General features: G+C 52.2%; 24 protein-coding genes and 1 pseudogene. 14 read left to right on the plus strand and 11 right to left on the minus strand.

Annotated features, from left to right (window positions below; all coding sequences use genetic code 11):
- Positions 1 to 45: 45 nt before the first annotated feature.
- The 5 genes and pseudogenes from gsiB to SK33_RS26775 form a co-directional block, all read right to left on the minus strand.
- Entirely contained in the window at positions 46 to 1,584 is a 1,539-nt protein-coding gene (gene gsiB, locus SK33_RS15615) for a glutathione ABC transporter substrate-binding protein GsiB (protein WP_003035297.1), read from the minus strand.
- A gap of 28 nt (positions 1,585 to 1,612) precedes the next feature.
- Complete coding sequence (gsiA, locus tag SK33_RS15620) at positions 1,613 to 3,484, minus strand: glutathione ABC transporter ATP-binding protein GsiA (RefSeq protein ID WP_048219210.1); 1,872 nt, start codon at positions 3,482 to 3,484, stop codon at positions 1,613 to 1,615.
- On the minus strand, positions 3,471 to 4,436 hold the full coding sequence (gene iaaA / locus SK33_RS15625; RefSeq protein ID WP_048219212.1) for a beta-aspartyl-peptidase: 966 nt from the start codon (positions 4,434 to 4,436) through the stop codon (positions 3,471 to 3,473). Before iaaA ends, gsiA begins: the two co-directional genes overlap by 14 nt.
- A 191-nt stretch (positions 4,437 to 4,627) precedes the next feature.
- Positions 4,628 to 4,849, minus strand: coding sequence for an aminoglycoside adenylyltransferase domain-containing protein (locus tag SK33_RS26770; RefSeq protein ID WP_412096470.1), 222 nt, complete (start codon positions 4,847 to 4,849; stop codon positions 4,628 to 4,630).
- Positions 4,832 to 4,990, minus strand: a pseudogene (locus SK33_RS26775) (nucleotidyltransferase domain-containing protein); the annotation flags it as partial. The gene SK33_RS26770 and the pseudogene SK33_RS26775, both read right to left, overlap by 18 nt.
- Before the next feature lie 174 nt (positions 4,991 to 5,164).
- Here SK33_RS26775 and moeA point away from each other — a divergent pair.
- Both moeA and moeB read left to right on the plus strand, forming a co-directional pair.
- Positions 5,165 to 6,400, plus strand: a complete 1,236-nt coding sequence (moeA, locus tag SK33_RS15635) for a molybdopterin molybdotransferase MoeA (protein WP_048219215.1) — start codon at positions 5,165 to 5,167, stop codon at positions 6,398 to 6,400.
- The gene (moeB, locus tag SK33_RS15640; protein ID WP_048219216.1) at positions 6,400 to 7,149 is read left to right on the plus strand and encodes a molybdopterin-synthase adenylyltransferase MoeB; all 750 of its coding nucleotides are present in this window, start codon (positions 6,400 to 6,402) and stop codon (positions 7,147 to 7,149) included. Before moeA ends, moeB begins: the two co-directional genes overlap by 1 nt.
- Before the next feature lie 48 nt (positions 7,150 to 7,197).
- Here the strand turns inward: moeB and SK33_RS15645 are convergent, their stop codons facing one another.
- Both SK33_RS15645 and fsa read right to left on the minus strand, forming a co-directional pair.
- The gene (locus SK33_RS15645; RefSeq protein WP_048219218.1) at positions 7,198 to 8,127 is read right to left on the minus strand and encodes an Rpn family recombination-promoting nuclease/putative transposase; all 930 of its coding nucleotides are present in this window, start codon (positions 8,125 to 8,127) and stop codon (positions 7,198 to 7,200) included.
- 179 nt (positions 8,128 to 8,306) lie between these two features.
- Complete coding sequence (gene fsa, locus SK33_RS15650) at positions 8,307 to 8,969, minus strand: fructose-6-phosphate aldolase (RefSeq protein ID WP_032948908.1); 663 nt, start codon at positions 8,967 to 8,969, stop codon at positions 8,307 to 8,309.
- A 132-nt stretch (positions 8,970 to 9,101) separates the two neighbouring features.
- Between fsa and SK33_RS15655 the strand changes: the two genes are divergently transcribed.
- The 4 genes from SK33_RS15655 (at position 9,102) to SK33_RS15670 (ending at position 14,838) form a co-directional block, all read left to right on the plus strand.
- Positions 9,102 to 10,001, plus strand: a complete 900-nt coding sequence (locus SK33_RS15655; protein ID WP_003035278.1) for a glycyl-radical enzyme activating protein — start codon at positions 9,102 to 9,104, stop codon at positions 9,999 to 10,001.
- A gap of 5 nt (positions 10,002 to 10,006) precedes the next feature.
- Positions 10,007 to 12,439, plus strand: a complete 2,433-nt coding sequence (locus tag SK33_RS15660) for a glycyl radical protein (RefSeq protein ID WP_048219220.1) — start codon at positions 10,007 to 10,009, stop codon at positions 12,437 to 12,439.
- Between the two features lie 167 nt (positions 12,440 to 12,606).
- Positions 12,607 to 13,422, plus strand: coding sequence for a Cof-type HAD-IIB family hydrolase (locus tag SK33_RS15665; protein ID WP_003836989.1), 816 nt, complete (start codon positions 12,607 to 12,609; stop codon positions 13,420 to 13,422).
- A 153-nt stretch (positions 13,423 to 13,575) separates the two neighbouring features.
- Complete coding sequence (locus tag SK33_RS15670; RefSeq protein ID WP_048219222.1) at positions 13,576 to 14,838, plus strand: DUF1479 domain-containing protein; 1,263 nt, start codon at positions 13,576 to 13,578, stop codon at positions 14,836 to 14,838.
- A 143-nt stretch (positions 14,839 to 14,981) separates the two neighbouring features.
- Here the strand turns inward: SK33_RS15670 and SK33_RS15675 are convergent, their stop codons facing one another.
- Positions 14,982 to 16,577 carry an ABC-F family ATPase gene (locus tag SK33_RS15675; protein ID WP_003035269.1) on the minus strand — a complete coding sequence of 532 codons (1,596 nt, stop codon included), beginning with the start codon at positions 16,575 to 16,577 and terminating at the stop codon, positions 14,982 to 14,984.
- Between the two features lie 232 nt (positions 16,578 to 16,809).
- On the opposite strand from SK33_RS15675, the gene ldtB reads away from it, so the two are divergent.
- On the plus strand, positions 16,810 to 17,730 hold the full coding sequence (ldtB, locus tag SK33_RS15680) for a L,D-transpeptidase (protein WP_003845438.1): 921 nt from the start codon (positions 16,810 to 16,812) through the stop codon (positions 17,728 to 17,730).
- 61 nt (positions 17,731 to 17,791) lie between these two features.
- Here ldtB and SK33_RS15685 read toward each other — a convergent pair whose 3' ends face one another.
- Positions 17,792 to 18,904, minus strand: a complete 1,113-nt coding sequence (locus tag SK33_RS15685; RefSeq protein ID WP_048219224.1) for an anion transporter — start codon at positions 18,902 to 18,904, stop codon at positions 17,792 to 17,794.
- Positions 18,901 to 19,374, minus strand: a complete 474-nt coding sequence (gene mntR / locus SK33_RS15690; RefSeq protein ID WP_048219225.1) for a manganese-binding transcriptional regulator MntR — start codon at positions 19,372 to 19,374, stop codon at positions 18,901 to 18,903. Before mntR ends, SK33_RS15685 begins: the two co-directional genes overlap by 4 nt.
- Before the next feature lie 186 nt (positions 19,375 to 19,560).
- Here mntR and mntS point away from each other — a divergent pair, with 186 nt between their 5' ends.
- Complete coding sequence (gene mntS, locus SK33_RS15695) at positions 19,561 to 19,689, plus strand: manganase accumulation protein MntS (protein WP_003836996.1); 129 nt, start codon at positions 19,561 to 19,563, stop codon at positions 19,687 to 19,689.
- A gap of 276 nt (positions 19,690 to 19,965) precedes the next feature.
- Positions 19,966 to 21,552 carry a phosphoethanolamine transferase gene (locus SK33_RS15700; RefSeq protein WP_048219227.1) on the plus strand — a complete coding sequence of 529 codons (1,587 nt, stop codon included), beginning with the start codon at positions 19,966 to 19,968 and terminating at the stop codon, positions 21,550 to 21,552.
- Between the two features lie 64 nt (positions 21,553 to 21,616).
- Here the strand turns inward: SK33_RS15700 and ompX are convergent, their stop codons facing one another.
- Positions 21,617 to 22,132 carry an outer membrane protein OmpX gene (gene ompX, locus SK33_RS15705; protein WP_003035257.1) on the minus strand — a complete coding sequence of 172 codons (516 nt, stop codon included), beginning with the start codon at positions 22,130 to 22,132 and terminating at the stop codon, positions 21,617 to 21,619.
- A gap of 353 nt (positions 22,133 to 22,485) precedes the next feature.
- Between ompX and rhtA the strand changes: the two genes are divergently transcribed.
- The 5 genes from rhtA (at position 22,486) to glnQ (ending at position 26,806) form a co-directional block, all read left to right on the plus strand.
- On the plus strand, positions 22,486 to 23,373 hold the full coding sequence (gene rhtA / locus SK33_RS15710) for a threonine/homoserine exporter RhtA (RefSeq protein ID WP_003035255.1): 888 nt from the start codon (positions 22,486 to 22,488) through the stop codon (positions 23,371 to 23,373).
- Positions 23,374 to 23,674: 301 nt separating this feature from the next.
- The gene (dps, locus tag SK33_RS15715; protein ID WP_032936399.1) at positions 23,675 to 24,178 is read left to right on the plus strand and encodes a DNA starvation/stationary phase protection protein Dps; all 504 of its coding nucleotides are present in this window, start codon (positions 23,675 to 23,677) and stop codon (positions 24,176 to 24,178) included.
- 365 nt (positions 24,179 to 24,543) lie between these two features.
- A complete protein-coding gene (gene glnH / locus SK33_RS15720; RefSeq protein WP_003035251.1) occupies positions 24,544 to 25,290 on the plus strand; it encodes a glutamine ABC transporter substrate-binding protein GlnH in 747 nt (248 codons plus the stop codon).
- A gap of 137 nt (positions 25,291 to 25,427) precedes the next feature.
- Positions 25,428 to 26,087: a glutamine ABC transporter permease GlnP gene (glnP, locus tag SK33_RS15725; protein WP_003035248.1), complete on the plus strand. Its 660-nt coding sequence runs from the start codon at positions 25,428 to 25,430 to the stop codon at positions 26,085 to 26,087.
- Positions 26,084 to 26,806, plus strand: coding sequence for a glutamine ABC transporter ATP-binding protein GlnQ (glnQ, locus tag SK33_RS15730; protein WP_003035246.1), 723 nt, complete (start codon positions 26,084 to 26,086; stop codon positions 26,804 to 26,806). Before glnP ends, glnQ begins: the two co-directional genes overlap by 4 nt.
- Positions 26,807 to 26,884: the final 78 nt, after the last annotated feature.

Here is a 26,884-nt window from a genome sequence, read left to right on the forward strand (position 1 = left end):
ACGCTCCCTTCGCCGGCCCCTGGTTAGCGGGGCCGAATGAATAGCTTATTTTAAATCCGCATCATCAAAGCTAAATCCGGTGTCCGGCATAATCCAGAACCCGGTCAATCTGGTGCTGTGCGCCGAAATCAGTTTTTCCACTACCAGTGGGATCCACGGCGACTCTTTCCAGATAATATCCTGCGCATCCTTGTACAGCTTCGCTTTCTGCGCTGGATCGTTAGTTTGCAAGGCCGCCGCTAAATCACTGTCCACCTGCTTATTGCTATAGAACGCCGTATTAAACAGCGTTGGCGGCCAGTTTTGTGATGCAAACAGCGGTGACAGCGCCCAGTCCGCTTCCCCCGTAGAGGCAGACCAGCCGGTGTAGAACATCCGCACCCCGCTCTCTTTCTGCGCTTTACCCTCGACTTCCGCCGCGCGCTGGCCGGCATCCATCGCTGTTACCTGAGCCTTAACTCCCACCTGCGCCAGCTGCTGCTGGGTAAATTGCAGCACTTTCTGCGCGGTACTGTGATTATGTGAAGACCATAGCGTGGTGGTAAAACCGTTCGGATAACCTGCTTCTTTCAGCAGTTCGCGCGCTTTCGCCGGGTCGTATGGCCATGGCGTATAGCTTTGCGCGTAAGCTATCGATGGAGGAAGAACGCCCGTTGCTGGCGTGGCATAACCCGCAAACGCCACTTTCACCAGCGCCTGACGGTTGATGGCATAATTCAACGCCTCGCGCACCTTCGGATTATCGAACGGTTTTTGTGTGACGTTCATGCTGATGTAACGCTGCATAATAGACGGACTGGCCACCAGTTCCAGGTTTTTATTCTTCGCCAGTAACGCAGCCTGCTCGTAAGGGATCGGAAAGGCAAACTGCGCTTCCCCGGTCTGCAGCATGGCCGCACGCGTGTTGTTGTCGGTCACCGGACGCCAGGTAATCGTATCCAGCTTTGGCAGCCCTTGCTGCCAGTAACCCGCGAACTTCTTAACCTTCACAAAATCTGTCTGATTCCAGGTATCAAGCTGGTACGGCCCGGTCCCCACAGGGTGGAAACCGATCTCCTTACCGTATTTCTCCAGCGCGGCGGGAGAAATCATTGCCGTTGCCGGATGCGCCAGAATATTGATAAAGGCAGAGAACGGCTGTTTCAGCGTAATCTTCACCGTCGACGGATCGACGACTTCGGTTTTATCGATATTCTTATACAGGTTGTATCGTTTCAGACGGTTTTCCGGATTGCTGGCGCGGTCGAGGTTGGCTTTAACCGCATCGGCGTTGAAGTCGGTGCCATCCTGAAATTTCACACCCTGACGCAGCTTAAGAGTGTAAGTCAGGCCGTCATCAGAAACCGTATAGCTCTCTGCCAGCACATTTTTCAGTTTCATCTCTTTATCAAGACCAAACAGCCCCTGATAAAACGACTTCGCTACCGCCTGCGACAATGTGTCATTCGCGTCATAGGGGTCAAGTGTGGTGAAATTGGATCCTACCGCCACCACCACGTCTTTGGCGGCCCAGCCAGGCGATGCGGCCAGCGCAGAGGCCACTCCCACAGCAACCAGCCATTTCCGAGCAACAATTTTTGTCATGTTATTCTCCTTAAACCCTGCCTGCCTGTTATAAACGCGAAAGCGCATTTTCTGGTTGCCCACGCGCAACATAATGTCCCGGGCCAACTAACTGTAACGACACGGGGGAAATCTCTTCGCCGCGCTTGCGGATATTGCTGGGGATATCATCCGACAACAGCACACGCTGTGGTCGGTGATGCGATGGATCGGCAACCGGTACTGCCGCCATCAGTTTGCGCGTATACGGATGTTGCGGATTTTCAAACACCGCGCGTCGGGGGCCAATCTCAACGATTTGCCCGAGATACATTACCGCCACACGGTGACTGATCCGTTCCACCACCGCCATATCGTGAGAAATAAACAGATATGCGATACCCAATTCTCGCTGCAGGTCTAGCATCAGGTTGATGATTTGCCCGCGAATTGAAACATCCAGCGCCGAGACAGATTCATCGGCAATAATCACTTTGGGATTGAGTGCCAATGCCCGTGCAATACAGATACGCTGACGCTGACCGCCGGAAAACTCGTGCGGATAGCGCCAGGCATGCTCAGGCAACAATCCTACGCGTTCCAGCAGCCATGCAACCCGTTTTGACCCCGCATCACCCTGCAATAACCCATGCACCCGTAGCGGCTCCAGAATGGAATATCCCACCGTCTGACGTGGATCGAGCGAGGCATACGGATCCTGGAAGATAAACTGAATATCCCTACGCAGCGGCTGCAACTTGCTGGCAGCAAGGGTATCAATACGCTGTCCGTTGAAAATGATTTCCCCACGCTGAGACTCAACCAGGCGCAACAGCGCCCGACCGGTGGTGGATTTCCCGCAGCCCGACTCCCCCACCAGCGAGAGCGTTTCTCCCGGCCACAGGTCAAAGCTGACGTTTTCCACTGCATGCACCTCGCGAGTTACGCGATTTAGAATGCCGCTACGCAGAGGAAAACGCGTCACCAGGTTATGTACCTGCAAAATTGGCTCGCCTTCAACCACGGTATTCTGTTCGGTCTGCGGCTCTACATGACTGGGATCGTGTAATGAAATAAGCGGAAAACGGCGCGGAAGTTCATGCCCGTTCATTGCCCCAAGCTGCGGCACGGCTGCCAGCAGCGCTTTAGTATAAGGATGCTGGGGAGCGTGAAAAATCTGCTCAACGCTGCCGGTTTCTACCGCCTCGCCCTGATACATCACCAGCACGCGGTCGGCAATATCCGCCACAACGCCCATATCGTGGGTAATAAAGATCACTCCCATCGACATATCCTGCTGCAACACTTTTATCAGTTGCAGGATCTGCGCCTGAATGGTGACATCCAGCGCGGTTGTCGGCTCATCAGCAATTAAAACCGCAGGGCGACACGACAGTGCCATGGCGATCATCACCCGCTGGCGCATACCGCCGGAAAGCTGGTGTGGATAACGCGATAAAATCGCCTTCGCCTCGGGGATACGCACCTGATCGAGCATTCGCTTCGCTTCTACCATCGCCTCTTCGTGACTGGCCCCCTGGTGCAAGCGGATAGACTCGGCAATTTGCTCGCCCACGGTAAACACCGGATTAAGCGATGTCATAGGCTCCTGGAAGATCATCGCGATATCCGCACCGCGCACGTGACGCATTTGTGATGCGCTCTGTTCACCCAGCTCAATAACCTGTCGATTACGGCGTCGGAGGAGCATTTCATCGCAGCTCACCTCGCCGCCGGACTGTTCAATCAGACGCATCAGCGACAAGGCGGTCACCGACTTACCAGAACCAGACTCACCGACTATCGCCAGCGTTTCGCCACGCTTCAGGCGAAATGACAGATTGCGCACTGCGCTGACACGCTGCTGCTCCTGTTCAAAGGCAATATTCAGATTGCTGACTGCCAGCACATCGCTGGCATCAAGCTCATCACTGTGTGGCAACGCTATCTCCTTTTTCCCGATAAATACCGGTGGTTGGCGTATCACCTGCGTATCCCCAGGCGCGGTACATGCCTTCGCTGTTAAACGGCAAAGCGACATTGCCCTCATGATCGATAGCAATTAAACCGCCGCTGCCGCCAAGCGCCGGTAATTTTTCCATCACTACGCGTTCACACGCTTCGGATAAACTCAGACCGCCGTAGTCCATCAACGCCGCAATGTCATAGGCCGCCAAAGCACGAATAAAGACTTCTCCGGTTCCGGTGCAGGAGACTGCCACACTTGCATTATTGGCATAACAGCCTGCGCCAACCAACGGACTGTCACCCACCCGCCCCGGTAATTTATTGGTCATCCCACCGGTGGATGTTGCTGCCGCCAGATTGCCAAACATATCTAACGCGACCGCACCCACGGTACCCATTTTGTTGTTTTCATCCAGCGGGCTCGCGCTATGGTCCAGCACCGTTTCACCCGCTGTTCGCGCCGCCAGAAGTTGAGCGTAGCGTTCTGGCGTCGAGAAAATATCCGCTGATACGCGCTCCATGCCCTGCGCAATGGCAAAGTTTTCAGCCCCTTGACCTATCATCATGACGTGTGGGCTGTGTTCCATTACCAGGCGAGCCGCGAGAATCGGGTTTCGCAGATGGCTGACTCCGGCGACGGCGCCTGCGTTCAGCGTGTTACCATCCATCACGCAGGCATCAAGTTCATGGGTTTCATCACGCGTATACACCGCGCCAATTCCGGCATTAAACAATGGACACTCTTCCAGCAGGCGCACGGCCTCGGTAACGACATCCAGTGCGCTACGACCGTCTTCAAGCATCCGTTGGCCGGTTTCAACGATATCCGACAGCGCCTGTATATAACGCAACTCTTGCTCCTGGCTCAGCTGCGAACGGGTGATAGCCCCTGCGCCGCCGTGAATTGCAATGACTGCTTTACCCATTTTATTCGTCCATTAGGTGGCAGGTACCGGGGTTATAAATATCAGAATTTCTGTGACTTATTGATTCGATTTTTGAATATAGAAAGATGCAGACGTCATGTAAAGGTTAAGGCCCGTACCTCACACCCCATCCCATCAGGTTATTTAAATGAGTTAATCAGAAAGGGGAGCTTCCAACATCGTTGAATATATTATTCAAGCCGAACGGCAATCTGTTTTTTTGCATAAAACACAAAGCGTTCAACAGACGGCATAGACGCAGCCCAGTTCTTTTTAGTTAACCCCAGGTATTCCGCACGCGCGGCTTGCAGCGTGTCAGCATACTCAACGGGTAATTGCGGTATAAGCCAGGAGGCGCCTTCATCTCTTTGCCGGGTATTAAGTGGCTGCCTATTGGTAACCAGTAAATCGATATCGCTTTGGGGTTTTAAGCCACCTTCAACAGCAGAGCCATACAAATGAACAGCAACCAGATCGCCCTCGATAATCCGCGCAATCAGTGCACTGGCGGCATTCACCTGTCGTCGAATTGAATCCGGGATAGTCGCAGACATTTAGCCTCCTTGAGAAAAGCAGAAATCATGAGTCTATACTGCATTTTTCCTGTAGCGCTATTCTCTGGCAGAAAACCTGTATCAGATCTGATCCTAAGCCTGAGGTAGCATACTGTCCGCGTCCATTTTCTGACATAATGAGCGGATTCGATTTTGCCCCGCAGGAGTCTTCTCATGGAATTTACCGCCGGACTGATGCCGCTTGAAACGGCTCTTTCTCAGATGCTTTCGCGTATTACCCCACTCACCGCCGTCGAAACGCTGCCGCTGGTTCAATGCTTTGGCCGCATTCTGGCCACCGACGTCGTCTCCCCGATTGATGTGCCGGGATTCGATAACTCGGCAATGGATGGCTATGCGGTGCGATTAGCCGATTTACAATCAGACAAGCCTCTTGCGGTGGCTGGCAAAGCCTTTGCTGGACAGCCATTCCACGGCGAGTGGCCTGCGGGAACCTGCATCCGTATTATGACCGGAGCCCCGGTGCCTGCCGGTTGTGAAGCCGTGGTAATGCAGGAGCAAACGGAACAAACTGACGACGGTGTGCGTTTTACCGCCGACGTCCGCAGCGGACAAAATATTCGTCTGCGCGGTGAAGATATTGCCAACGGCGCGGTGGTATTCCCTACCGGAACTCGTCTGACAACCGCCGAGCTTCCCGTGCTGGCTTCGCTCGGTATTGCCGAGGTCCCCGTTGTGCGTAAAGTCCGCGTGGCGTTGTTCTCCACCGGTGATGAGCTGCAACTGCCGGGTCAGCCGCTGGGTGACGGGCAGATTTATGACACAAACCGTCTGACCGTTCACCTGATGCTGCAGCAGTTGGGCTGCGAGGTGATCAACTTAGGAATTATTCGCGACGATCCCAACGCGCTGCGGGCCGCATTTATCGAAGCCGACAGCCAGGCCGACGTCGTCATCAGCTCTGGTGGCGTTTCGGTAGGCGAAGCGGATTACACCAAAACCATTCTGGAAGAACTGGGAGAAATTGCCTTCTGGAAGCTGGCCATCAAACCCGGTAAACCGTTCGCCTTTGGTAAACTGAGCAACAGCTGGTTTTGCGGCCTGCCGGGTAACCCGGTGTCTGCTGCCCTCACCTTTTATCAACTGGTACAACCGCTGCTGGCGAAACTCAGCGGCAACACCGCCTGTGGGTTGCCTCCGCGCCAGCGCGTGCGCACCGCTTCACGCCTGAAGAAAACGCCAGGGCGTCTGGATTTTCAGCGTGGTGTATTGCAGCGTACCGCGGAAGGCGAACAGGAAGTCACTACCACCGGGCACCAGGGCTCGCATATTTTTAGCTCCTTTAGCCAGGGCAACTGCTTTATTGTGCTGGAGCGCGATCGCGGTAACGTTGAGGTCGGAGAATGGGTTGAAGTTGAGCTATTTAACGCACTGTTTGGAGGCCTGTAATGGCAGAACTCAGCGACCAGGAGATGATGCGCTATAACCGGCAAATCATTCTGCGCGGCTTCGATTTCGAAGGTCAGGAAGCGCTCAAAGATGCGCGGGTACTGGTCATTGGTCTGGGGGGACTGGGATGTGCTGCAACCCAGTACCTTGCTGGTGCTGGCGTCGGGCATTTAACCCTGCTCGACTTTGACACGGTATCCGTGTCAAACCTCCAACGCCAGACGCTGCACAGCGATGCAACCGTAGGGCAACCAAAAGTGATATCCGCCCGTGACGCGCTAACGCGGATTAACCCTTATATCGCCATTACGCCGGTGAATGCGCTGCTGGACGATAGCGAGATTCACGCGCTTATTGCCGAACACGATTTGGTGCTGGACTGTACGGATAACGTCAGCATCCGCAATCAGCTGAATGCCGGATGCTATGCCGCCAGAGTTCCGCTGGTTTCCGGTGCAGCAATTCGCATGGAAGGGCAAATTACCGTCTTTACGTATCAGGAAGGCGAGCCCTGCTACCGTTGCCTGAGCCGTCTGTTCGGTGAAAACGCCCTGACCTGCGTAGAAGCCGGAGTGATGGCCCCGCTGATCGGCGTGATCGGCTCGTTACAGGCAATGGAAGCCATTAAGCTGCTGGCAAACTACGGTAAACCGGCATCCGGAAAAATCGTCATGTACGATGCCATGACCTGCCAGTTTCGCGAAATGAAGCTGATGTGTAATCCGGGGTGCGAGGTCTGCGGGCAATAAACGAAAGCCCCGGCGGCGTTTGTTATCCGGGGCTGAATTAATATACGTTCAATACGTCAGTGATTTAACGTCATCTTCAGAAAGCCCAGTAATCCTCACGATGACCGCCCGTGGGAGACCATCGTCCAGCATTGAGTGAGCAATGCGTAACGCTTCCTCGCGGCGGCCTTCAACCAAGCCTTTTTGCATGCCTTCCCGCATCCCCTTTCGCTGTCCTGCCCTACGTATTTTTTCCACAATATTCATTGTACTCTCCTTGTGTTCGGGTACCCGCTGCGCCAGCTTGCGCATAAATCGTCCAAAGCGCGGTTTGTGACCGTGCTGGATTAGCAGGTAATTAAACAGCGCTTTTAGCTGGCTGTCATTAGCGCTTCCGGTAACCAACAGCGCGGCCAGCTTGTCCACCAACCCCATCAAATCGCGCTGACGAATATGCTTTTGAATCAGTTCCAGAAGAGCAATGCGTCGGTGCTGCATAATTTCTTCATCTGGAACAACGGTAATATCTACCAGCGGAAAAGCTGACAGGTAGAGCTGACGTGCAAGTGTTGGATTATCAAACTCATCCAGCCAGCATAGAGAGAAGGGATAAGGTGTATCGATTCCGTGATAAAACAGCATCGGCACAACTAAAGGTAACGTATTATGCCCGGCGTCGAGGTGACTTTGCATTGCCGCTATCGCATAACGCATCAGGCGAAATGCCATATGAACATCCGGGCGGCTTTGATGTTCGATTACGACATAAATATAGCCGTGCCCTTCACTGGTTTTCATCGACCAAAGTACATCGGAATAATATGCACGTAAGTTATCCTCGATAAAACTGGTCGGTTGCAGCTTTAATGTCGAAAAATCGCACAGCGTTCGTAGCGTGGAGGGAAGATGGATTTCAATGAAATAGCGCGCCGTTTCCGGGTATTTTAAAAACGTTTTAAATAGCGCATCGTGCGGCGTGGATGTGGGTGATTTTTTCATGGCGGTCCGTCACCTGATTAACATGATGACACGACTGTACCTGCCATGATGACGGGTCGCATGCCGACTTTGTCGGTTTTACGAGAGGGATTCGCAGATAAAAGCGTACAACTGCAACACATTCATTTTGACGGAAACATGTACGCAATAATGCCGGGACTACATCCCGGCACTCTCGTTTAAATAGACGTGCGACCGAATGCGCTCTGCCAGTCGTGCTCAAACTTCGCGACGGCAGCATCAACTGCCGGGGAGCTAATCATCTGCTGAGCAACGTCCAGCGGTAGCGTGATGGACTCGCAGCCTGCCAGCAGGCAATCCAGCGCCTGACGCGGCGTTTTAAAACTGGCTGCCAGTACTTTGGCGTGCGGGGCATGCATTTTCAGTAACGTCTGCAGGTCGGTCACCGTCTGAATGCCATCCCCTCCTTGCGCATCCACGCGGTTAATGTATGGCGCAACATATTCCGCACCTGCCAGTGCAGCCAATAACCCTTGAGCTGCACCGTATACCGCAGTACCCAACGTCGGGATCCCTTCTTCTTTCAGCAATTTTATAGCCGCCAGACCTTCTGCTGTTACCGGCACTTTGACCACGATATCAGCAATGATTGCCCGCAGCTTACGCGCATCGCTAACCATCCCTTCGGCGGTGGTCGCCATCACCTGAGCAAACAGACGGCCTTGTCCTCCCATCGCTTCCTGCAGTTGCGGCAGTAGTACTTCCAGCGTCTGATTCCCCGCCGCCACAATACTCGGGTTAGTGGTCACCCCTGCCAGCGGGAAAATGCGCGCCAGAGCTTTTACCGCATCAACGTCAGACGTATCTAAATAGAGTTCCATAACCTTTCCTCAAACGAATAATTAGCATGAATAAAAGGTAGCACGGCGAAACCTCACGGTTAGTTGACGCACGTCAATATAACTTTCATTCGAAAGTAATTTAATCTTTATACGAAAGAAAAGAGGTCGCTTATGATTTTCAATATCCAGCGCTATTCCACGCATGATGGTCCCGGGATCCGTACTGTGGTGTTCCTTAAGGGATGCTCCCTGGGCTGTCGGTGGTGCCAGAATCCGGAAAGTCGCGCCCGTACGCAGGATCTGCTCTATGACGCACGCCTGTGCCTTGATGGTTGCGATCTTTGTGCTCAGGCAGCACCCGCAGTAATTGAGCGGGCACTAAGCGGGTTGCTGATTCATCGCGAAAAACTGACCGATGACGATCTGACGGCGCTGACCCACTGCTGTCCAACGCAGGCACTAACCGTCTGTGGAGAGGTAAAAAGCGTGGACGAAATCATGGCGACCGTATTGCGTGATAAACCGTTTTACGATCGCAGCGGAGGGGGCCTAACCCTGTCCGGTGGCGAACCGTTTATGCAGCCAGAGCTGGCGGCTTCTTTGCTCAAAGCCAGCCACGACGCCGGCATTCATACCGCAGTGGAAACCTGCCTGCATGTCCCGTGGAAGTATATTGAACCATCATTATCTGACGTCGATCTGTTTCTGGCCGATCTAAAACACGTGGCGGATGCGCCGTTTAAACAGTGGACCGATGGCAGCGCCTCTCGTGTGCTGGAAAATCTAAAAAAACTGGCCGCAGCTGGTAAAAAAATGATTATCCGCGTACCGCTGATTCAGGGGTTCAACGCTGACGAAGCCGCCATCCAGGCTATTACCGATTTTGCTGCCGACGAGCTTCACGTCGGGGAGATTCATTTTTTGCCCTACCACACCCTAGGTATCAACAAGTACCACTTACTCAGTCAACCCTACAACGCACCGGATAAACCGCTTGATGCGCCTGCACTGCTCGAATTTGCCCAGCAGTATGCCAGCCTTAAAGGTTTAACCGCGACCCTACGAGGATAATCGCCATGACCACTCTGAAACTGGACACACTCAGCGATCGTATCAAAGCGCATAAAACAGCCCTGATCCATATCGTGAAACCGCCGGTTTGTACCGAGCGCGCCCAGCACTATACCGAGATGTATCAGCAACATCTGGATAAGCCGATCCCGGTACGCCGCGCGCTGGCGCTGGCCCATCATCTGGCGGAACGCACCATCTGGATCAAGCATGACGAACTGATTATCGGTAACCAGGCAAGCGAAGTGCGCGCCGCGCCGATCTTCCCGGAATACACCGTCTCCTGGATTGAAAAAGAGATCGACGACCTCGCCGACAGACCGGGCGCAGGCTTTGCGGTAAGCGAAGAGAATAAACGCGTATTACACGAGGTGTGTCCGTGGTGGCGTGGTCAGACCGTGCAGGATCGCTGCTACGGGATGTTCACTGACGAGCAGAAAGGGTTGCTGGAAACCGGCATTATCAAAGCCGAAGGTAATATGACCTCCGGCGACGCACACCTGGCGGTGAACTTCCCGCTACTACTGGAAAAAGGTCTCGACGGCCTGCGCCACAAAGTCGATGAACGTCGCTCCCGCATCAATCTGACGTGTCTGGACGATCTCCACGGCGATCAGTTCCTAAAAGCGATTGATATCGTGCTGGAAGCCGTCACTTTACACATTGAGCGCTTTGCCGCGCTGGCGCGTAAAATGGCATCCACAGAAACGCGCACCAGCCGTCGTGATGAACTGCTGACCATGGCGGAAAACTGTGATGTGATTGCCCATGAGCCACCAAAAACATTCTGGCAGGCGTTGCAGTTGTGCTATTTCATCCAGTTGATTCTGCAAATTGAATCTAACGGTCACTCAGTATCGTTTGGCCGTATGGATCAGTACCTCTACCCGTTCTACCGTCGTGACGTAGAACTGAATCAGAGCCTCGATCGTGAGCACGCCATTGAGCTGTTGCACAGCTGCTGGCTGAAACTGCTGGAAGTGAACAAAATCCGTTCTGGCTCCCATTCGAAAGCCTCAGCGGGCAGCCCGCTGTATCAGAACGTAACCATAGGTGGCCAGAACCTAGTTAGCGGTCAGGCGATGGATGCCGTCAACCCGCTCTCCTACGCCATTCTGGAGTCCTGTGGCCACTTGCGTTCTACTCAGCCGAACCTCAGTGTGCGTTATCACGCGGGGATGAGTAATGACTTCCTTGATGCCTGCGTGCAGGTGATCCGCTGCGGCTTCGGGATGCCAGCCTTTAACAACGATGAAATCGTCATTCCGGAATTCATTAAGCTGGGCATTGAACCGCAAGACGCCTATGACTATGCAGCTATTGGTTGCATCGAAACCGCCGTTGGCGGCAAATGGGGCTACCGCTGCACCGGCATGAGCTTTATTAACTTTGCCCGCGTGATGCTGGCGGCGCTGGAAGGCGGACGCGATGCCACCAGCGGCAAAGTCTTCCTGCCGCAGGAAAAAGCGCTCTCAGCTGGCAACTTCAACAATTTCGATGAAGTGATGGATGCCTGGGATACACAGATTCGCTACTACACGCGTAAATCCATTGAAATCGAGTATGTCGTTGACACCATGCTGGAAGAGAACGTACACGATATTCTGTGCTCCGCGCTGGTAGACGACTGTATCGAACGCGCGAAAAGCATTAAGCAAGGCGGCGCGAAGTATGACTGGGTATCAGGTTTGCAGGTGGGTATCGCCAACCTCGGCAACAGCCTGGCAGCAGTGAAGAAACTGGTCTTTGAACAGGGCGCTATCGGTCAACAACAACTGGCCGCCGCGCTGGCCGATGATTTTGACGGTCTGACCCATGAGCAGTTACGCCAACGACTAATCAACGGCGCACCGAAATATGGCAACGATGACGATAGCGTTGATACGCTGCTGGCCCGCGCTTATCAGACTTATATCGATGAACTGAAACAGTATCATAATCCGCGTTACGGGCGTGGCCCGGTTGGCGGCAATTACTACGCCGGGACCTCGTCTATTTCTGCAAACGTGCCGTTTGGCGCAGCAACGATGGCAACACCGGATGGCCGTAAAGCACACACTCCACTGGCAGAAGGCGCAAGCCCGGCTTCCGGTACGGACCATCTCGGCCCAACTGCGGTAATTGGCTCGGTGGGTAAACTGCCGACCGGTTCGATTCTCGGTGGCGTGCTATTAAATCAGAAGCTGAACCCGGCCACGCTGGAAAATGAGTCTGACAAACAAAAGCTGATGATTCTGCTGCGTACCTTCTTTGAAGAGCACAAAGGTTGGCATATTCAGTACAACATCGTTTCTCGTGAAACGCTGCTGGAAGCCAAAAAACACCCGGATCAGTACCGTGACCTGGTGGTGCGTGTAGCAGGTTATTCCGCCTTCTTCACCGCTCTCTCACCGGATGCTCAGGACGATATCATCGCGCGCACTGAACATATGCTGTAACCCTCCCGCCCGGTGGCGCTGCGCTTACCGGGCTTACATACTCCCCCTTTAGCCGGGTAAGGAGAAGTTGCCACCTGGCGTTTTACTTTCATTCGAAATTAAATTTGTGCTTTAGCTCACATTGTTATTAAAATGTTTCTGGTCGCAGTTATGAGCCAGGAGCATATATGACCATCAAAGTTATCGTCACAGACATGGACGGAACTTTTCTCGACGACGCCAAGCAATACGATCGTGCACGCTTTATGGCGCAGTATCAGGAACTGAAGAAACGAGATATTGAATTTGTCGTGGCAAGCGGCAACCAGTATTACCAGTTGATCTCCTTTTTCCCGCAGCTCAAAGATGAGATCTCTTTTGTCGCCGAGAACGGGGCGCTGGTGTTTGAACATGGCAAACAGCTGTTTCACGGCGAGCTTACGCGCCACGAATCACGCATTGTCATTGGCGAACTGCTCAAAGATAAGCAACTCAACTTTGTGGCCTGTGGACTGCAAAGCGCCTACGTGAGCGAAAATGCCCCAGAGTCCTTTGTCGGTTTGATGTCAAAACACTACCACCGCCTGAAACCCGTCAAGGATTATCAGGATATCGACGATGTGCTGTTCAAGTTCTCGCTGAATTTACCGGACCAACAGATCCCGCTGGTTATCGATCACCTTCATTCTGCTCTCGACGGCATTATGAAGCCCGTCACCAGCGGCTTTGGGTTTATCGACCTGATCATTCCAGGCTTACATAAAGCCAACGGGATCAGCCGTCTGCTAAAACGCTGGAACCTGTCACCGCAAAACGTGGTCGCCATTGGCGACAGTGGCAATGACGCGGAAATGCTGAAGATGGCGCACTACTCTTTCGCCATGGCCAATGCGGCAGAGAGCATCAAAGCGATTGCCCGCTATCAGACCGATGACAATAACCATCAAGGCGCGCTGAACGTAATTCAGGCAGTGCTGGATAACACTTCACCTTTTAACGTCTGATCCTGCCAACCGGGGTATCCCTCATCCCGGTTTTCACTCTTTTTCTATTTTGCTCACACCAGCAGGTTTTTAAACTTGCATTAACTAACTTTTAACTTATATTGTCACTTGCAATTAAATTTAGTTTCGAATGAAAGTTAATGCGAGGTGGTTATGGCTTTTACTTTTACCAGCGACACGTTGCCCGCCGATCACAAAGCGGCAATCCGTCAGATGAAACAGCAACTGCGGGCACAGCTTGGGGATGTTCAGTTGATCTTCAATCAACTGAGCGATGCCATTGCCACCCGCGTGGCGGAAATCAACGCTCTCAAAGCGCAAGGCTCCCCGGTATGGCCTGTGTTGTCCTATGCGGATATCAAAGCGGGTCGCGTGAGTGCAGAGCAGCGTGAAGAAATTAAGCGTCGCGGATGCGCAGTCATTAAAGGGCATTTCCCCCGCGAACAGGCGCTGGCATGGGATCAGTCGATGCTTGATTACCTGGATCGCAACCATTTTGATGACGTCTACAAAGGGCCAGGCGATAACTTCTTCGGCACCCTGAGCGCATCGCGACCTGAAATCTACCCCATTTACTGGTCCCAGGCGCAGATGCAGGCCCGCCAAAGTGAAGAAATGGCCAATGCCCAGTCGTTCCTCAATCGTCTTTGGACATTTTCAAGCGAAGGTAAACAATGGTTTAACCCGGATGTCAGCGTTATCTACCCTGACCGTATACGCCGCCGTCCGCCGGGAACCACCTCCAAAGGGCTGGGCGCGCATACGGATTCCGGCGCGCTGGAACGCTGGCTGCTGCCTGCGTATCAGCAGGTATTTGCTCATGTTTTCAATGGCAAGCTGGCAGATTACGATCCGTGGCAGGCTGCGCATCGCACCGAAGTAGAAGAGTACACGGTGGATAACACCACCAAATGTTCAGTGTTCCGTACCTTCCAGGGCTGGACTGCGTTGTCCGATATGCTGCCAGGACAGGGATTGTTGCACGTGGTTCCGATTCCTGAAGCGATGGCGTATGTGCTGTTACGCCCATTGCTTGGCGATGTGCCGGAAGATGAGCTTTGCGGCGTAGCGCCCGGCAGAGTCCTGCCGATTTCTGCGCAATGGCATCCGTTGCTGATTGAAGCGTTAACCAGCATTCCACAACTGGACGCCGGAGACTCCGTGTGGTGGCATTGCGATGTGATTCACTCCGTCGCGCCTGTAGAAAATCAGCAGGGCTGGGGTAACGTTATGTATATCCCTGCCGCCCCGATGTGCGAAAAAAATCTGGCCTACGCCCACAAAGTGAAAGCTGCGCTGGAAAAAGGCGCATCGCCGGGTGATTTCCCGCGAGAGGATTATGAAACTAACTGGGAAGGACGCTTCACGCTGGAGGATTTGAATATCCACGGTAAACGCGCGCTGGGGATTATTTAATATGTAGCTTACGCAATTTTCCCTAAATATTTCGCGTTACAGGAAGGCGACCAGCCTGTAAATCCCCGGAAGCTTACATAAGTAAGTGACCGGGGTGAACAGGTGCAGCCAACACACCTGTAACACGAAAGACGACGGGTAAATTAACCGTCAATACCTTTACTACGCAGGTAATCTTCGTAGTTGCCGGTGAAGTCGATCACGCGTTCCGGCGTAATCTCAATCACGCGGGTCGCCAGGGAACTGACGAACTCACGGTCGTGAGAAACAAAGATCAACGTGCCCTGATACATTTCCAGCGCCATGTTCAGCGACTCGATAGATTCCATATCCAGGTGGTTGGTCGGTTCATCCATGACCAGGATATTCGGTTTCTGCATCATCAGCTTACCGAACAGCATGCGTCCTTTTTCACCACCGGAGAGCACTTTGGCAGGTTTCTTGATATCGTCCTGGCTGAACAGCAGACGGCCAAGGAAGCTGCGCACAACCTGCTCATCATCGCCTTCTTGTTTCCACTGGCTCATCCATTCGAAGACGGTCAGATCGTTTTCAAACTCGTATTCATGATCCTGCGCGTAGTAACCCACCTGGGCGTTTTCAGACCACTTAACGGTACCGTTGTCCGGCTGCAAATCGCCAACCAACGTTTTCAGCATGGTGGATTTACCCACGCCGTTGGCACCAATGATGGCAACCTTCTCCCCTACTTCCAGCAGCAGGTTGAAGTTTTTAAACAGCGGACCTTCATCAAAACCTTTCGCCAGCGCTTCCACTTCCAGCGCGTTACGGAACAGTTTCTTATCCTGTTCGAAGCGGATGAACGGGTTCTGACGGCTGGACGCTTTCACTTCGTCGAGCTTGATCTTATCAATCTGACGCGCACGAGAGGTCGCCTGTCGAGATTTAGACGCGTTGGCGCTAAAGCGGCTGACGAAGGATTGCAGATCGGCAATCTGTGCTTTCTTCTTGGCGTTATCGGCCAGCAGACGTTCACGCGCCTGGGTTGCCGCCGTCATGTATTCGTCGTAGTTACCCGGATAAACACGCAGTTCGCCATAGTCCAGATCCGCCATGTGTGTACAGACCATGTTCAGGAAGTGACGGTCGTGCGAAATGATGATCATGGTGCTGTCACGCTCGTTCAGCGTCTGCTCCAGCCAGCGAATGGTGTCGATATCCAGGTTGTTCGTTGGTTCGTCGAGCAGCAGAATGTCCGGGTTAGAGAACAGCGCCTGCGCCAGAAGCACACGCAGCTTCCAGCCGGGCGCGACTTCGCTCATCGGGCCGTAATGCTGTTCTACCGGAATACCTACGCCCAGCAGCAGTTCACCCGCACGCGCTTCCGCAGAGTAGCCGTCCATTTCGCCATACTGAACTTCGAGATCAGCAACTTTATAGCCGTCTTCTTCGCTCATCTCAGCCAGGGCGTAAATGCGATCGCGCTCCTGCTTCACTTCCCACAGTTCAGCGTGACCCATGATCACGGTGTCAAGCACGGTGAATTCTTCAAAGGCGAATTGATCCTGACGCAGCTTACCGATGCGTTCATTCGGATCGAGGGAAACGTTGCCCAGCGTCGGTTCGAGGTCGCCGCCGAGAATTTTCATAAAAGTGGATTTACCGCTACCGTTCGCGCCAATCAGGCCGTAACGGTTGCCGCCGCCAAATTTGACGGAAATATTTTCAAACAGCGGCTTACTGCCGAACTGCATAGTGACGTTGCTGGAAACTAACACTGGCGTATCCTGAAAGAGAAAGAAATATGTGACAAACCGCTTATTATGCCATAAGTCTGCAAGAAGATCGCGTCTTCATGCGGAAGGGATAAAGTGAAACCAAAAGGAAAAAAATGTGATTTAGTACACATCCGAATTCCTTGTTGCTCAGATTGCACATATAATGCGTGCCCAACACTACATAAATCTCAACCCACTAGCCTGCCTGGCACTGAATCTCGCATACATGAACATGAATATGAAATTAACAACGCTTTTCGCGGCGGCACTCGCAATAGTTGGTTTTTGTAACACCGCTTCTGCCGTCACGTACCCGCTGCCGACCGATGGCAGCCGTTTGATTGGCCAAAACCAGGTCATTACTATTCCTGAAGGCAACACCCAACCGCTGGAGTATTTTGCGGCGGAGTATCAGATGGGTCTGTCTAACATGCTGGAAGCCAACCCGGGCGTGGATACCTTCCTGCCGAAAGGCGGCACCGTGCTGAACATTCCTCAGCAGTTGATCCTGCCGGATACCGTGCATGAAGGTATTGTTATCAACAGCGCTGAAATGCGTCTGTACTACTACCCGAAAGGCACCAACACCGTAATTGTTCTGCCGATCGGTATCGGCCAGTTGGGCAAAGACACGCCAATCAACTGGACCACCAAAGTAGAACGTAAAAAAGCAGGCCCAACCTGGACGCCAACGGCGAAAATGCATGCGGAATACCGCGCTGCAGGCGAGCCGCTGCCAGCCGTTGTTCCGGCTGGTCCGGATAACCCGATGGGACTGTACGCGCTGTATATCGGTCGCCTGTATGCTATCCACGGTACCAATGCTAACTTCGGCGTCGGCTTACGTGTCAGCCACGGTTGCGTACGTCTGCGTAACGACGACATCAAATTCTTGTTTGAAAATGTGCCGGTCGGCACCCGTGTACAGTTTATTGATGAGCCAGTAAAAGCCACTACCGAACCAGACGGCAGCCGTTACATCGAAGTACATAACCCGCTGTCTACGACTGAAGCACAGTTCGAAGGCGGGGAAATTGTACCGATTACCCTGACCAAGAGCATTACCAGCATCACCGGTCAGCCTGACGTCGATCAGGCCGTCGTTGAGCAGGCAGTACAGAACCGTTCTGGTATGCCGGTTCGCCTGAACTAAGCACATACCTGAAACGAAAAAGGCGGATGAATCATCCGCCTTTTTTATCGCCTCTGCGTCGCTATGACATCATCAGCAACAAACCATATCCCACCAGCGCCGCCCATATCAGCATCGGTACCGAATACCAATGAAAACGCCACCAGATCCGACGGTCGTTCGCCATCCGTAACGCAATGAGATTCGCCAGCGATCCCGGCAACAGCCCAAAGCCGCCCACATTGACCGCCCAGGCCAGAAGCAGCGTTGGCGGGACGTAGTTCAGCAGCAAAATCGTACTGGGCACATTACTGATAAACTGCGACAGGCCAATGGCGGTCAGCCAAAGCCCCGGCGCTGAAAGCGCGCCAATCTGGTGGGTTATCCCCTGCAGGGCCGGAAGCTGCGTCAGCAAGTGCACATCAATGAACATCGCCATAAACACCAACAGCAGCGTCCAGTCTACGCAGAGGATCACGCGGCGAGCCAGCACCATGAACCCCGCCGCCACAATCGCCAGACCCCACAGCTCTTGTTTTAACTCCAGTGCTACAAGGAAGATGATGTACAACACCAGACAGCCCCACACCAGACGCGGTAGCCAGTCAGGTGCGCGCGTACCGGTATGATAGTGCAACGCTTTATTCGGGAAACTGAACCAGCACAGCACCACCAGCGTCAGCATCATGGCCCCCGCAAGCGGCGCCATTTGCCAGGTAAACGCGGTAAACGATAAGCCTGAGCGTCCCCACATCAGAATGTTTTGTGGATTGCCTATTGGCGTTAGCAACGATCCGGCGTTAACCGCCAGCGCCTCAAAGATAATCAGGCGATTCACCGGAATAGCGCACAATTTTTTCAGAGTGATGGTCAGCGGAACAACAATAAACAGCGCAACATCGTTGGTCAGAAACGTCGACAACAACGCCGCTGCCAGCACCATAAATATCGCCAGCTGGCGCTCTGTTTTGAAACGGCGGGTCATCTTGCGCCCTAACACATCGAAGTAACCGCTTAGCTCCACGCCTTTGGTCAGTAACATCAGGCCACTAAGCGTGATAATTGTGTGCCAGTCAATCGCTCCCGGCCACGACCGGGGGGTAAATGGCGTGAACAGGCTCAGTACAACCCCAACGATGATTAACAGCTGGAAAAAACGATCGCGCTGTAAGGCGCGTAATAAAGGAAAACTCATTCAGAGCCTGTTCCTTGCTGTTGCGTAAACCGGCTAAAAGCCTCCAGCGTTTCCTTACTGACGTGATGCTCCATCCCCTCCGCGTCGCGACGGGCAATTTCCGGACTGATACCTAACATCAACAGGAAATTCTCCACAATCTGATGACGCTCCCGACTTTCCTGAGCCAGTCGTTCACCTTCTGCGGTTAAAAACACGCCTCGCCAGGGGATCATTTCAATCAATCCGACTGAAGCAAGACGCTTAAGCATTTTAGCAACCGTCGGCTGGGAAACCCCAAGCCGTGCGGCCATATCCACCTGGCGCGCTTCACCTACCTCAATAATGAGATCGGAAATCAGCTCTACGTAGTCATCAATCAGCTCACGGCGATGCGCCTCCCGAACCTGACGAAACCCTTCAACGTGTTCTTCGACATTCACCAATTGCGTCACTTTTCTTGTTGTTGGCGTACCTGCGCGACGACTCATTCTGCTTCCTCGTTACTGTGACGCGTTAACGGCATCTGATTAGAGAGCGCTCATTGTAAACCAGAGTTGCGCGGGCACAAAAAATTAACGTTTTAGCAATAGCTATATAATATAGCCTGTGCTATATCTGTATATAATAAAGACATCCCTCAAGGACTGATGGGATCGTGAAGTCAGGAGGTTTACATGAATGAATTTAAGAGGTGTATACGCGTGTTTAGCCACTCTCCCTTTAAAGTACGGTTGATGCTGATCTCTATGCTGTGTGACATGATTAACAGCAAACCAGAGAAGGATAAACCTTCAGAAAATTAATGCGGCGTTGCGGTACGCCGCTTCTTTTTCCTGCCGTCATCCGGGTACGGTGGTGGTTTTCGTCCCAATAACCCTTCTTTTTGTCAGTTTTGCCACGTCCCTCGCAAAACAATTTCTTTGTAGTAGTTGACCTTCTCTTGCGCACACTCTATCTTTTCGCAGCCCTGCGTATATTGCGGCTCGCGGATGCGGACCCTATCCCTCTTCTCGCTCTCTCAGGCAGGCAATGACCCTTAGCGCCAGGGTAAGCACATGGCGTTTTTGTAACAGTGGCATATGAATTTAACCCTCAAAGATTCAATCATTGCTCGTAGCCGGGCGATTAGTCCGTGGACTGGCCTCTATTTCTTACAGTCTCTGCTGATCAACCTTGCGCTGGGCTATCCGCTTAGCCTGCTCTATAGCGTTGCTTTCACCTGTATATTGATGCTGCTGTGGCGCAGCGCGCCGCGCGCGCAGAAAGTGCTGATTGGCCTTTGCTCGCTGATTGCGGCAATGTACTTTCCGTTCGGCCAGGCTTACGGCTCGCCGAACTTCAATACCTTGCTGGCGCTGCACTCAACCAATATGGAAGAGTCCACCGAAATCCTGACCATCTTCCCCTGGTACAGTTATCTGGTTGGGGTATTTATTTTCGCCCTCGGCGTTATCGCCGTACGTCGTAAAAAAGATGAACAAAAGCGTGGCTGGAACAAGTTCGACAGCGTTTGTTTGCTGTTCAGCGTTGTCGCATTCTTTGTTACCCCGGTACAAAACCTGGCCTGGGGCGGCGTGTTCAAGCTGAAAGACACTGGCTATCCGGTTTTCCGGTTTGCCAAGGACGTGATCGTCAATAACAACGAAGTGCTCGACGAACAAGAGCGTATGGCGAAGCTGTCGAGCGTGAAAGACAGTTGGACCGTAACCGCCGTGAAGCCGAAGTATCACACCTACGTCGTGGTGATCGGCGAAAGCGCCCGCCGCGATGCGTTAGGCGCGTTTGGCGGTCACTGGGATAACACCCCGTTTGCCAGCTCCGTTAACGGCTACATCTTTGCGGATTACATTGCTGCCAGCGGTTCAACGCAAAAATCACTCGGCCTGACGCTGAATCGGGTGGTCGACAATAAGCCCCAGTTCCAGGATAACTTTGTCACCCTGGCCAACCGAGCAGGTTTCCAGACATGGTGGTTTTCCAATCAGGGACAAATTGGTGAATACGACACGGCCATCGCCAGCATTGCAAAACGCGCTGATGAAGTTCAGTTCCTCAAGAACGGTGACTTCGAAGCGGATAAAAATACCCGTGACGAAGCGCTGTTGAAGATAACCGCTCAGGTGCTGGCAACCGAGCGCACTCAGCCGCAGCTTATTGTACTGCATTTAATGGGCTCACATCCGCAGGCCTGCGACCGTACGCAGGGTAAGTACGAGACTTTCGTCCAGTCAAAAGAGACGTCTTGCTACCTGTACACCATGACGCAAACGGATGACCTACTGCGCCAGCTATACGATCAGCTACGTAATAGCGGTACCAGCTTCTCGATGGTCTATTTCTCCGATCATGGCCTCGCGTTTAAAGAGCGTGGAAAAGAGGTGCAGTACCTGGCGCATGACGATCAGTTCCAGCAGAATTTCCAGGTACCTTTCATGGTGCTGTCGAGCGATGATAAAGCGCATCGGGTGATTAAGGCCCGTCGATCCGCCAATGATTTCCTCAGCTTTTTCTCGCAGTGGACAGGGATTAGCGCAAAAGAAATAACCAACAGCTACCGCTTTATCTCAGAGAAAAAAGCCGGGCCTGTGTACATCACCAACTTTAAGCTGCAGAAGGTGGACTACAACCACCTTGGTACCGACATCTTCGAGACCAAATCTCGTTAACAGCTCATATTGCAGGCAAAAAAAATCCGCCCCGAGAGGCGGATTTTTCATATCACCGAAGTGATTAGAAGCGGTAACCCACGCCAGCGATCCAGGTGCCAACGTCAACGCTACGAATACGGCTCTGCTCGTAGGAGAAGTCCAGAGCAACGTTTTCGATCGGGTTGAACTGCAGACCAGCACCGTAAGAGAAACCGTAGTCGCTGGTGGTGTGGTTGTCAGCCGGGGATGCTGCGTTCTGGAATTTACCGTAACCAACACCCACTACACCGTAGATGCTTGCCCAGTCGTTCAGACGGTAAGCCGGACCAGCAGTGATGCCGTAGTACTGGGTTTTGTTGTAGTCGCCAGAAGCATCGGTACGATCTTTTTCAGTGTAAGTGAAGGAACCGATAACACCCAGCGGGTTGTTGTCCTGCTCGTAGCGATACTTCAGGTTGAAACCGTTCATTTTGTTCGCTGCGCCCTGAGCATCGCTCTGAGCGTAACCACCGGTAACGGTAGAAGTAGCAGCTACAGCAGTACCTGCGGAGAAAGCCAGAACAGCGGCCAGTGCTGAAAGACATGCAATTTTTTTCATAACCACCTCAAATGTGCTTCAAGTAAATCTTAAGTTTTAAATATACCAAAAATTGATGGGAAACTCTTTGCGATTAGCGATGTCTAACGGGGTCTTTCATGTAACAGAACATTTCAGAAATCCGCTATCTCTTTCAATTAACATCACTTTTCTAACGTAAAATGCCATTATTGCGCGCACAATATGGCACATTCATCCAGATTATTCCTAATCACGCAGATTATTAATCCATCATTTTCATGCCATTGTACGGAACTGAGCAATTTTTTTTTCAACGAATACTCAACCGCATGTGTGTATTTCCATTACACTCGCTGTTTTACTTCTATTGACATAATTTGACAGGAGAAAGGATGCCGGGGTCGTCACGAAAAGCGCCAGTCTGGTTGCCTATTTTGGTTTTGCTAATTGCTATGTCCTCCATTCAAAGCGGAGCATCTCTGGCGAAATCGCTGTTCCCGCTCGTCGGCGCGCCGGGCGTTACCGCGTTGCGCCTTGCGTTGGGCACCCTCATCCTTATCGCCTTCTTTAAACCCTGGCGTTTGCGATTCGCCAAAGAACAGCGCCTGCCCCTTCTGTTTTATGGCCTGTCTCTGGGCGGGATGAACTATCTCTTCTATCTGTCAATCCAGACCGTGCCACTGGGAATTGCCGTGGCGCTGGAATTTACCGGCCCGCTGGCGGTAGCGCTGTTTTCATCCCGGCGACCGGTGGATTTCATTTGGGTTGCACTGGCTGTACTCGGACTGTGGTTCCTGCTGCCATTAGGTCAGGACGTTTCTCACGTCGATTTAACCGGTGCTGCGCTAGCGCTGGGGGCTGGTGCCTGCTGGGCCATCTATATTCTTACCGGGCAGCGAGCCGGGGCGGAACACGGTCCGGCAACCGTCGCAGTAGGGTCATTAATTGCAGCACTGGTATTTGTGCCAATCGGCGCGATCCAGGCTGGTGATGCCCTGTGGCATTGGTCCATTCTGCCGTTAGGCCTGGCCATTGCAGTCCTCTCTACTGCACTTCCCTATTCACTGGAGATGATTGCATTGACGCGCCTGCCGACGCGTACTTTCGGTACATTGATGAGTATGGAACCTGCCCTGGCAGCGGTTTCCGGAATGATCTTCCTCGGTGAAACGCTGACGCTTATCCAGACACTCGCTCTGGGTGCCATTATCGTCGCATCAATGGGCTCTACGCTCACTATTCGTAAAGAGCCACAAATAAAACAAGTCGACGTGAATTAACCACGTAATATTCTGCATGGTTTGCATAATCATGCAGAATATCCAATTGTAAATCTGCGTGATAATAATTCTAAAAAATATAATTTTCTCATCCGCATATTTCATTTAATCTCAAAATTAACATAAAAATAACATCCCGCAAGAACACATAATTCAACCAATTGATTTTATTAGATATTTTATATTTACCCCTTCTTCGCTATTAAAGTAATAGGCAACACCGGAAAAAAAAATCCAAATTTAGCGCTATACTTAATTCCGTTGAAGAGTTGGGACATAAATATCAAGAGGATATGAAAATATGAGTACCGCGAAACTGGTAAAAACAAAAGCATCCGCCCTCCTTTATACCCGCAATGATGTGTCTGATAGCGAAAAGAAAGCGACCGTAGAACTGCTGAATCAGCAAGTAATCCAGTTCATTGACCTGTCATTGATCACCAAACAGGCTCACTGGAACATGCGCGGCGCAAACTTCATTGCGGTACATGAAATGCTGGATGGCTTCCGTACAGCCCTGACCGATCACCTCGACACTATGGCTGAACGCGCCGTACAGTTGGGCGGTGTGGCACTGGGCACAACTCAGGTTATTAATAGCAAAACGCCTCTGAAAAGTTACCCGCTGGATATCCATAACGTACAGGACCACTTAAAAGAGCTGGCCGAACGTTATGCCGTAGTTGCAAACAGCGTACGTAAGGCTATTAGCGAAGCAAAAGACGAAGATACCGCGGATATCTTTACCGCAGCCTCTCGCGATCTCGACAAATTCCTGTGGTTTATCGAAGCCAACATTGAGTAACCGCAGACATAAGAATTACCTATATAACCCTCGCTCCGGCGGGGGTTTTGCACATCTATGGTGCATAACATTGATCATTCGTCACTCCAAAGTAAATTATTTGTAATAATCACCTCACACAATCGTTAACGAAAGATTGTTTTATCAACAATTTTTACGCTAAATAGTCATACCGTTTGCACCGTGCCTGGTTCGCACCAAATGAGTGCCCCAAAACAGTGCAGATTACTCGCTTTGCCCTACTTATTGTGCAGAGAAACGAAACACCCTCTTGTTAAAACAATGAGTTGCAAAATTGGCACGATTCTTTCATTAAGCCATATGTTCTCGCAGGGGATCGCCCCGTGGATATAAAAGGAAATCCTATGAAGTCTGTATTAAAAGTTTCACTGGCTGCACTTACCCTGGCTTTTGCGGTGTCCTCCCATGCCGCAGATAAGAAACTGGTTGTCGCAACTGACACCGCGTTTGTACCGTTCGAATTCAAACAGGGTGACAAATACGTTGGATTTGATGTGGATCTGTGGGCTGCTGTCGCCAAAGAACTGAAGCTGGATTATGAACTGAAACCAATGGATTTCAGCGGCATCATCCCGGCTCTGCAAACCAAAAATATCGACCTGGCACTGGCGGGTATCACCATCACCGATGAGCGTAAAAAAGCGATCGACTTCTCTGACGGCTACTACAAAAGCGGTCTGTTAGTGATGGTGAAAGCGAATAACAACGACGTGAAAAGCGTGAAAGATCTGGATGGTAAAGTTGTCGCAGTGAAGAGCGGCACCGGTTCCGTTGATTACGCAAAAGCGAATATCAAAACTAAAGACCTGCGTCAGTTCCCGAACATCGATAACGCGTATATGGAACTGGGCACCAACCGCGCAGACGCCGTGCTGCACGACACACCAAACATTCTTTACTTCATCAAAACAGCTGGCAATGGTCAGTTCAAAGCTGTAGGCGAATCACTGGAAGCCCAGCAGTACGGCATCGCCTTCCCGAAAGGCAGCGACGACCTGCGTGAGAAAGTGAACGGCGCGCTGAAAACGCTGAAAGAGAACGGTACTTACAACGAAATCTACAAAAAATGGTTCGGTACTGAACCTAAATAATAACCTGTAGCGTTGCCCGGTGGCGTGATGCTTACCGGGCCTACGCCTGGATTTTTGAGACCTGTAAGCCGGATAAGCACAGCACATCCGGCAAAACGGGCATTTGAATATTTACACCACGGTAACAGGAACGACATATGCAGTTTGACTGGAGTGCCATCTGGCCCGCCATCCCGCTTTTGATTGAAGGCGCCAAAATGACCCTGTGGATCTCGGTCCTCGGTCTGGCTGGCGGTCTGATAATCGGACTTGCAGCAGGGTTTGCGCGCACTTTCGGCGGTTGGATCGCCAACCACGTAGCGCTGGTGTTTATCGAAGTCATTCGCGGTACGCCAATCGTTGTGCAGGTAATGTTTATTTACTTCGCTCTACCAATGGCATTTAACGATTTACGCATTGACCCCTTTAGCGCCGCCGTTGTCACCATCATGATCAACTCCGGTGCCTATATTGCGGAAATCACCCGCGGTGCGGTGCTCTCAATCCATAAAGGATTCAGCGAAGCCGGACTGGCCCTTGGACTTTCACGCACAGAGACTATTCGCCACGTTATTTTGCCTCTCGCGCTGCGTCGTATGCTGCCGCCGCTGGGCAACCAGTGGATCATCAGCATTAAAGATACCTCGCTGTTTATTGTCATTGGCGTCGCTGAACTGACCCGTCAGGGCCAGGAAATCATTGCCGGTAACTTCCGCGCACTGGAAATCTGGAGCGCCGTTGCGGTGTTCTATCTGATCATTACGCTGGTGCTGAGCTTCATTCTGCGTCGTCTGGAAAGAAGGATGAAAATCCTGTGATTGAATTTAAAAACGTTTCTAAGCACTTTGGTCCAACCCAGGTGCTGCACAATATTGACCTGAACATTCAACAGGGTGAAGTAGTGGTGATTATCGGGCCGTCAGGATCCGGTAAATCTACCCTGCTACGCTGCATTAACAAACTGGAAGAGATAACCTCTGGCGATCTGATCGTCGACGGTCTGAAAGTGAACGATCCGAAGGTAGACGAGCGGTTAATCCGCCAGGAAGCCGGGATGGTATTTCAGCAGTTCTATCTGTTCCCGCATCTGACGGCGCTGGAAAACGTCATGTTCGGACCGCAGCGCGTACGCGGGGCGAATAAAGAACAGGCCGAGAAACTGGCGAAAGAACTGCTGGCGAAAGTGGGTCTGGCCGAGCGCGCCCATCACTACCCTTCTGAGCTGTCCGGCGGTCAACAACAGCGTGTGGCTATCGCCCGTGCGCTGGCGGTGAAGCCGAAAATGATGCTGTTTGATGAGCCAACCTCTGCGCTGGATCCAGAACTGCGCCACGAAGTTCTGAAAGTTATGCAGGATCTGGCGGAAGAAGGGATGACCATGGTGATTGTGACCCACGAAATCGGTTTTGCCGAAAAAGTGGCTTCACGCCTGATTTTCATTGATAAGGGTCGTATTGCCGAAGACGGTAATCCGCAGGCCCTGATTGAAAATCCGCCCAGCCAACGCTTACAGGAATTCTTGCAGCACGTATCCTGATAGCTCTGCCTCCCTTCGCCCGAAGGGAGGTTTTTCACCAGAATCCTCTCATTTCAATTCTCTCCCGCCCTGACATCT

The sequence above is a fragment of the Citrobacter sp. MGH103 genome (assembly GCF_001034475.2).
Classification (GTDB): domain Bacteria; phylum Pseudomonadota; class Gammaproteobacteria; order Enterobacterales; family Enterobacteriaceae; genus Citrobacter; species Citrobacter freundii.

What these genes read in the sequence shown, in the direction of transcription:
- SK33_RS15700 (WP_048219227.1), top strand. Translation starts at nt 19,966, where the DNA reads ATGAATTTAACCCTCAAAGATTCAATCATTGCTCGTAGCCGGGCGATT.
- SK33_RS15655 (WP_003035278.1), top strand. Translation starts at nt 9,102, where the DNA reads ATGATTTTCAATATCCAGCGCTATTCCACGCATGATGGTCCCGGGATC.
- gsiB (WP_003035297.1), bottom strand. Translation starts at nt 1,584, where the DNA reads ATGACAAAAATTGTTGCTCGGAAATGGCTGGTTGCTGTGGGAGTGGCC.
- SK33_RS15685 (WP_048219224.1), bottom strand. Translation starts at nt 18,904, where the DNA reads ATGAGTTTTCCTTTATTACGCGCCTTACAGCGCGATCGTTTTTTCCAG.
- SK33_RS15670 (WP_048219222.1), top strand. Translation starts at nt 13,576, where the DNA reads ATGGCTTTTACTTTTACCAGCGACACGTTGCCCGCCGATCACAAAGCG.
- moeA (WP_048219215.1), top strand. Translation starts at nt 5,165, where the DNA reads ATGGAATTTACCGCCGGACTGATGCCGCTTGAAACGGCTCTTTCTCAG.
- fsa (WP_032948908.1), bottom strand. Translation starts at nt 8,969, where the DNA reads ATGGAACTCTATTTAGATACGTCTGACGTTGATGCGGTAAAAGCTCTG.
- mntS (WP_003836996.1), top strand. Translation starts at nt 19,561, where the DNA reads ATGAATGAATTTAAGAGGTGTATACGCGTGTTTAGCCACTCTCCCTTT.
- ldtB (WP_003845438.1), top strand. Translation starts at nt 16,810, where the DNA reads ATGAATATGAAATTAACAACGCTTTTCGCGGCGGCACTCGCAATAGTT.
- dps (WP_032936399.1), top strand. Translation starts at nt 23,675, where the DNA reads ATGAGTACCGCGAAACTGGTAAAAACAAAAGCATCCGCCCTCCTTTAT.
- SK33_RS15665 (WP_003836989.1), top strand. Translation starts at nt 12,607, where the DNA reads ATGACCATCAAAGTTATCGTCACAGACATGGACGGAACTTTTCTCGAC.
- rhtA (WP_003035255.1), top strand. Translation starts at nt 22,486, where the DNA reads ATGCCGGGGTCGTCACGAAAAGCGCCAGTCTGGTTGCCTATTTTGGTT.
- SK33_RS15660 (WP_048219220.1), top strand. Translation starts at nt 10,007, where the DNA reads ATGACCACTCTGAAACTGGACACACTCAGCGATCGTATCAAAGCGCAT.
- ompX (WP_003035257.1), bottom strand. Translation starts at nt 22,132, where the DNA reads ATGAAAAAAATTGCATGTCTTTCAGCACTGGCCGCTGTTCTGGCTTTC.
- iaaA (WP_048219212.1), bottom strand. Translation starts at nt 4,436, where the DNA reads ATGGGTAAAGCAGTCATTGCAATTCACGGCGGCGCAGGGGCTATCACC.
- mntR (WP_048219225.1), bottom strand. Translation starts at nt 19,374, where the DNA reads ATGAGTCGTCGCGCAGGTACGCCAACAACAAGAAAAGTGACGCAATTG.
- glnH (WP_003035251.1), top strand. Translation starts at nt 24,544, where the DNA reads ATGAAGTCTGTATTAAAAGTTTCACTGGCTGCACTTACCCTGGCTTTT.
- SK33_RS15645 (WP_048219218.1), bottom strand. Translation starts at nt 8,127, where the DNA reads ATGAAAAAATCACCCACATCCACGCCGCACGATGCGCTATTTAAAACG.
- glnP (WP_003035248.1), top strand. Translation starts at nt 25,428, where the DNA reads ATGCAGTTTGACTGGAGTGCCATCTGGCCCGCCATCCCGCTTTTGATT.
- moeB (WP_048219216.1), top strand. Translation starts at nt 6,400, where the DNA reads ATGGCAGAACTCAGCGACCAGGAGATGATGCGCTATAACCGGCAAATC.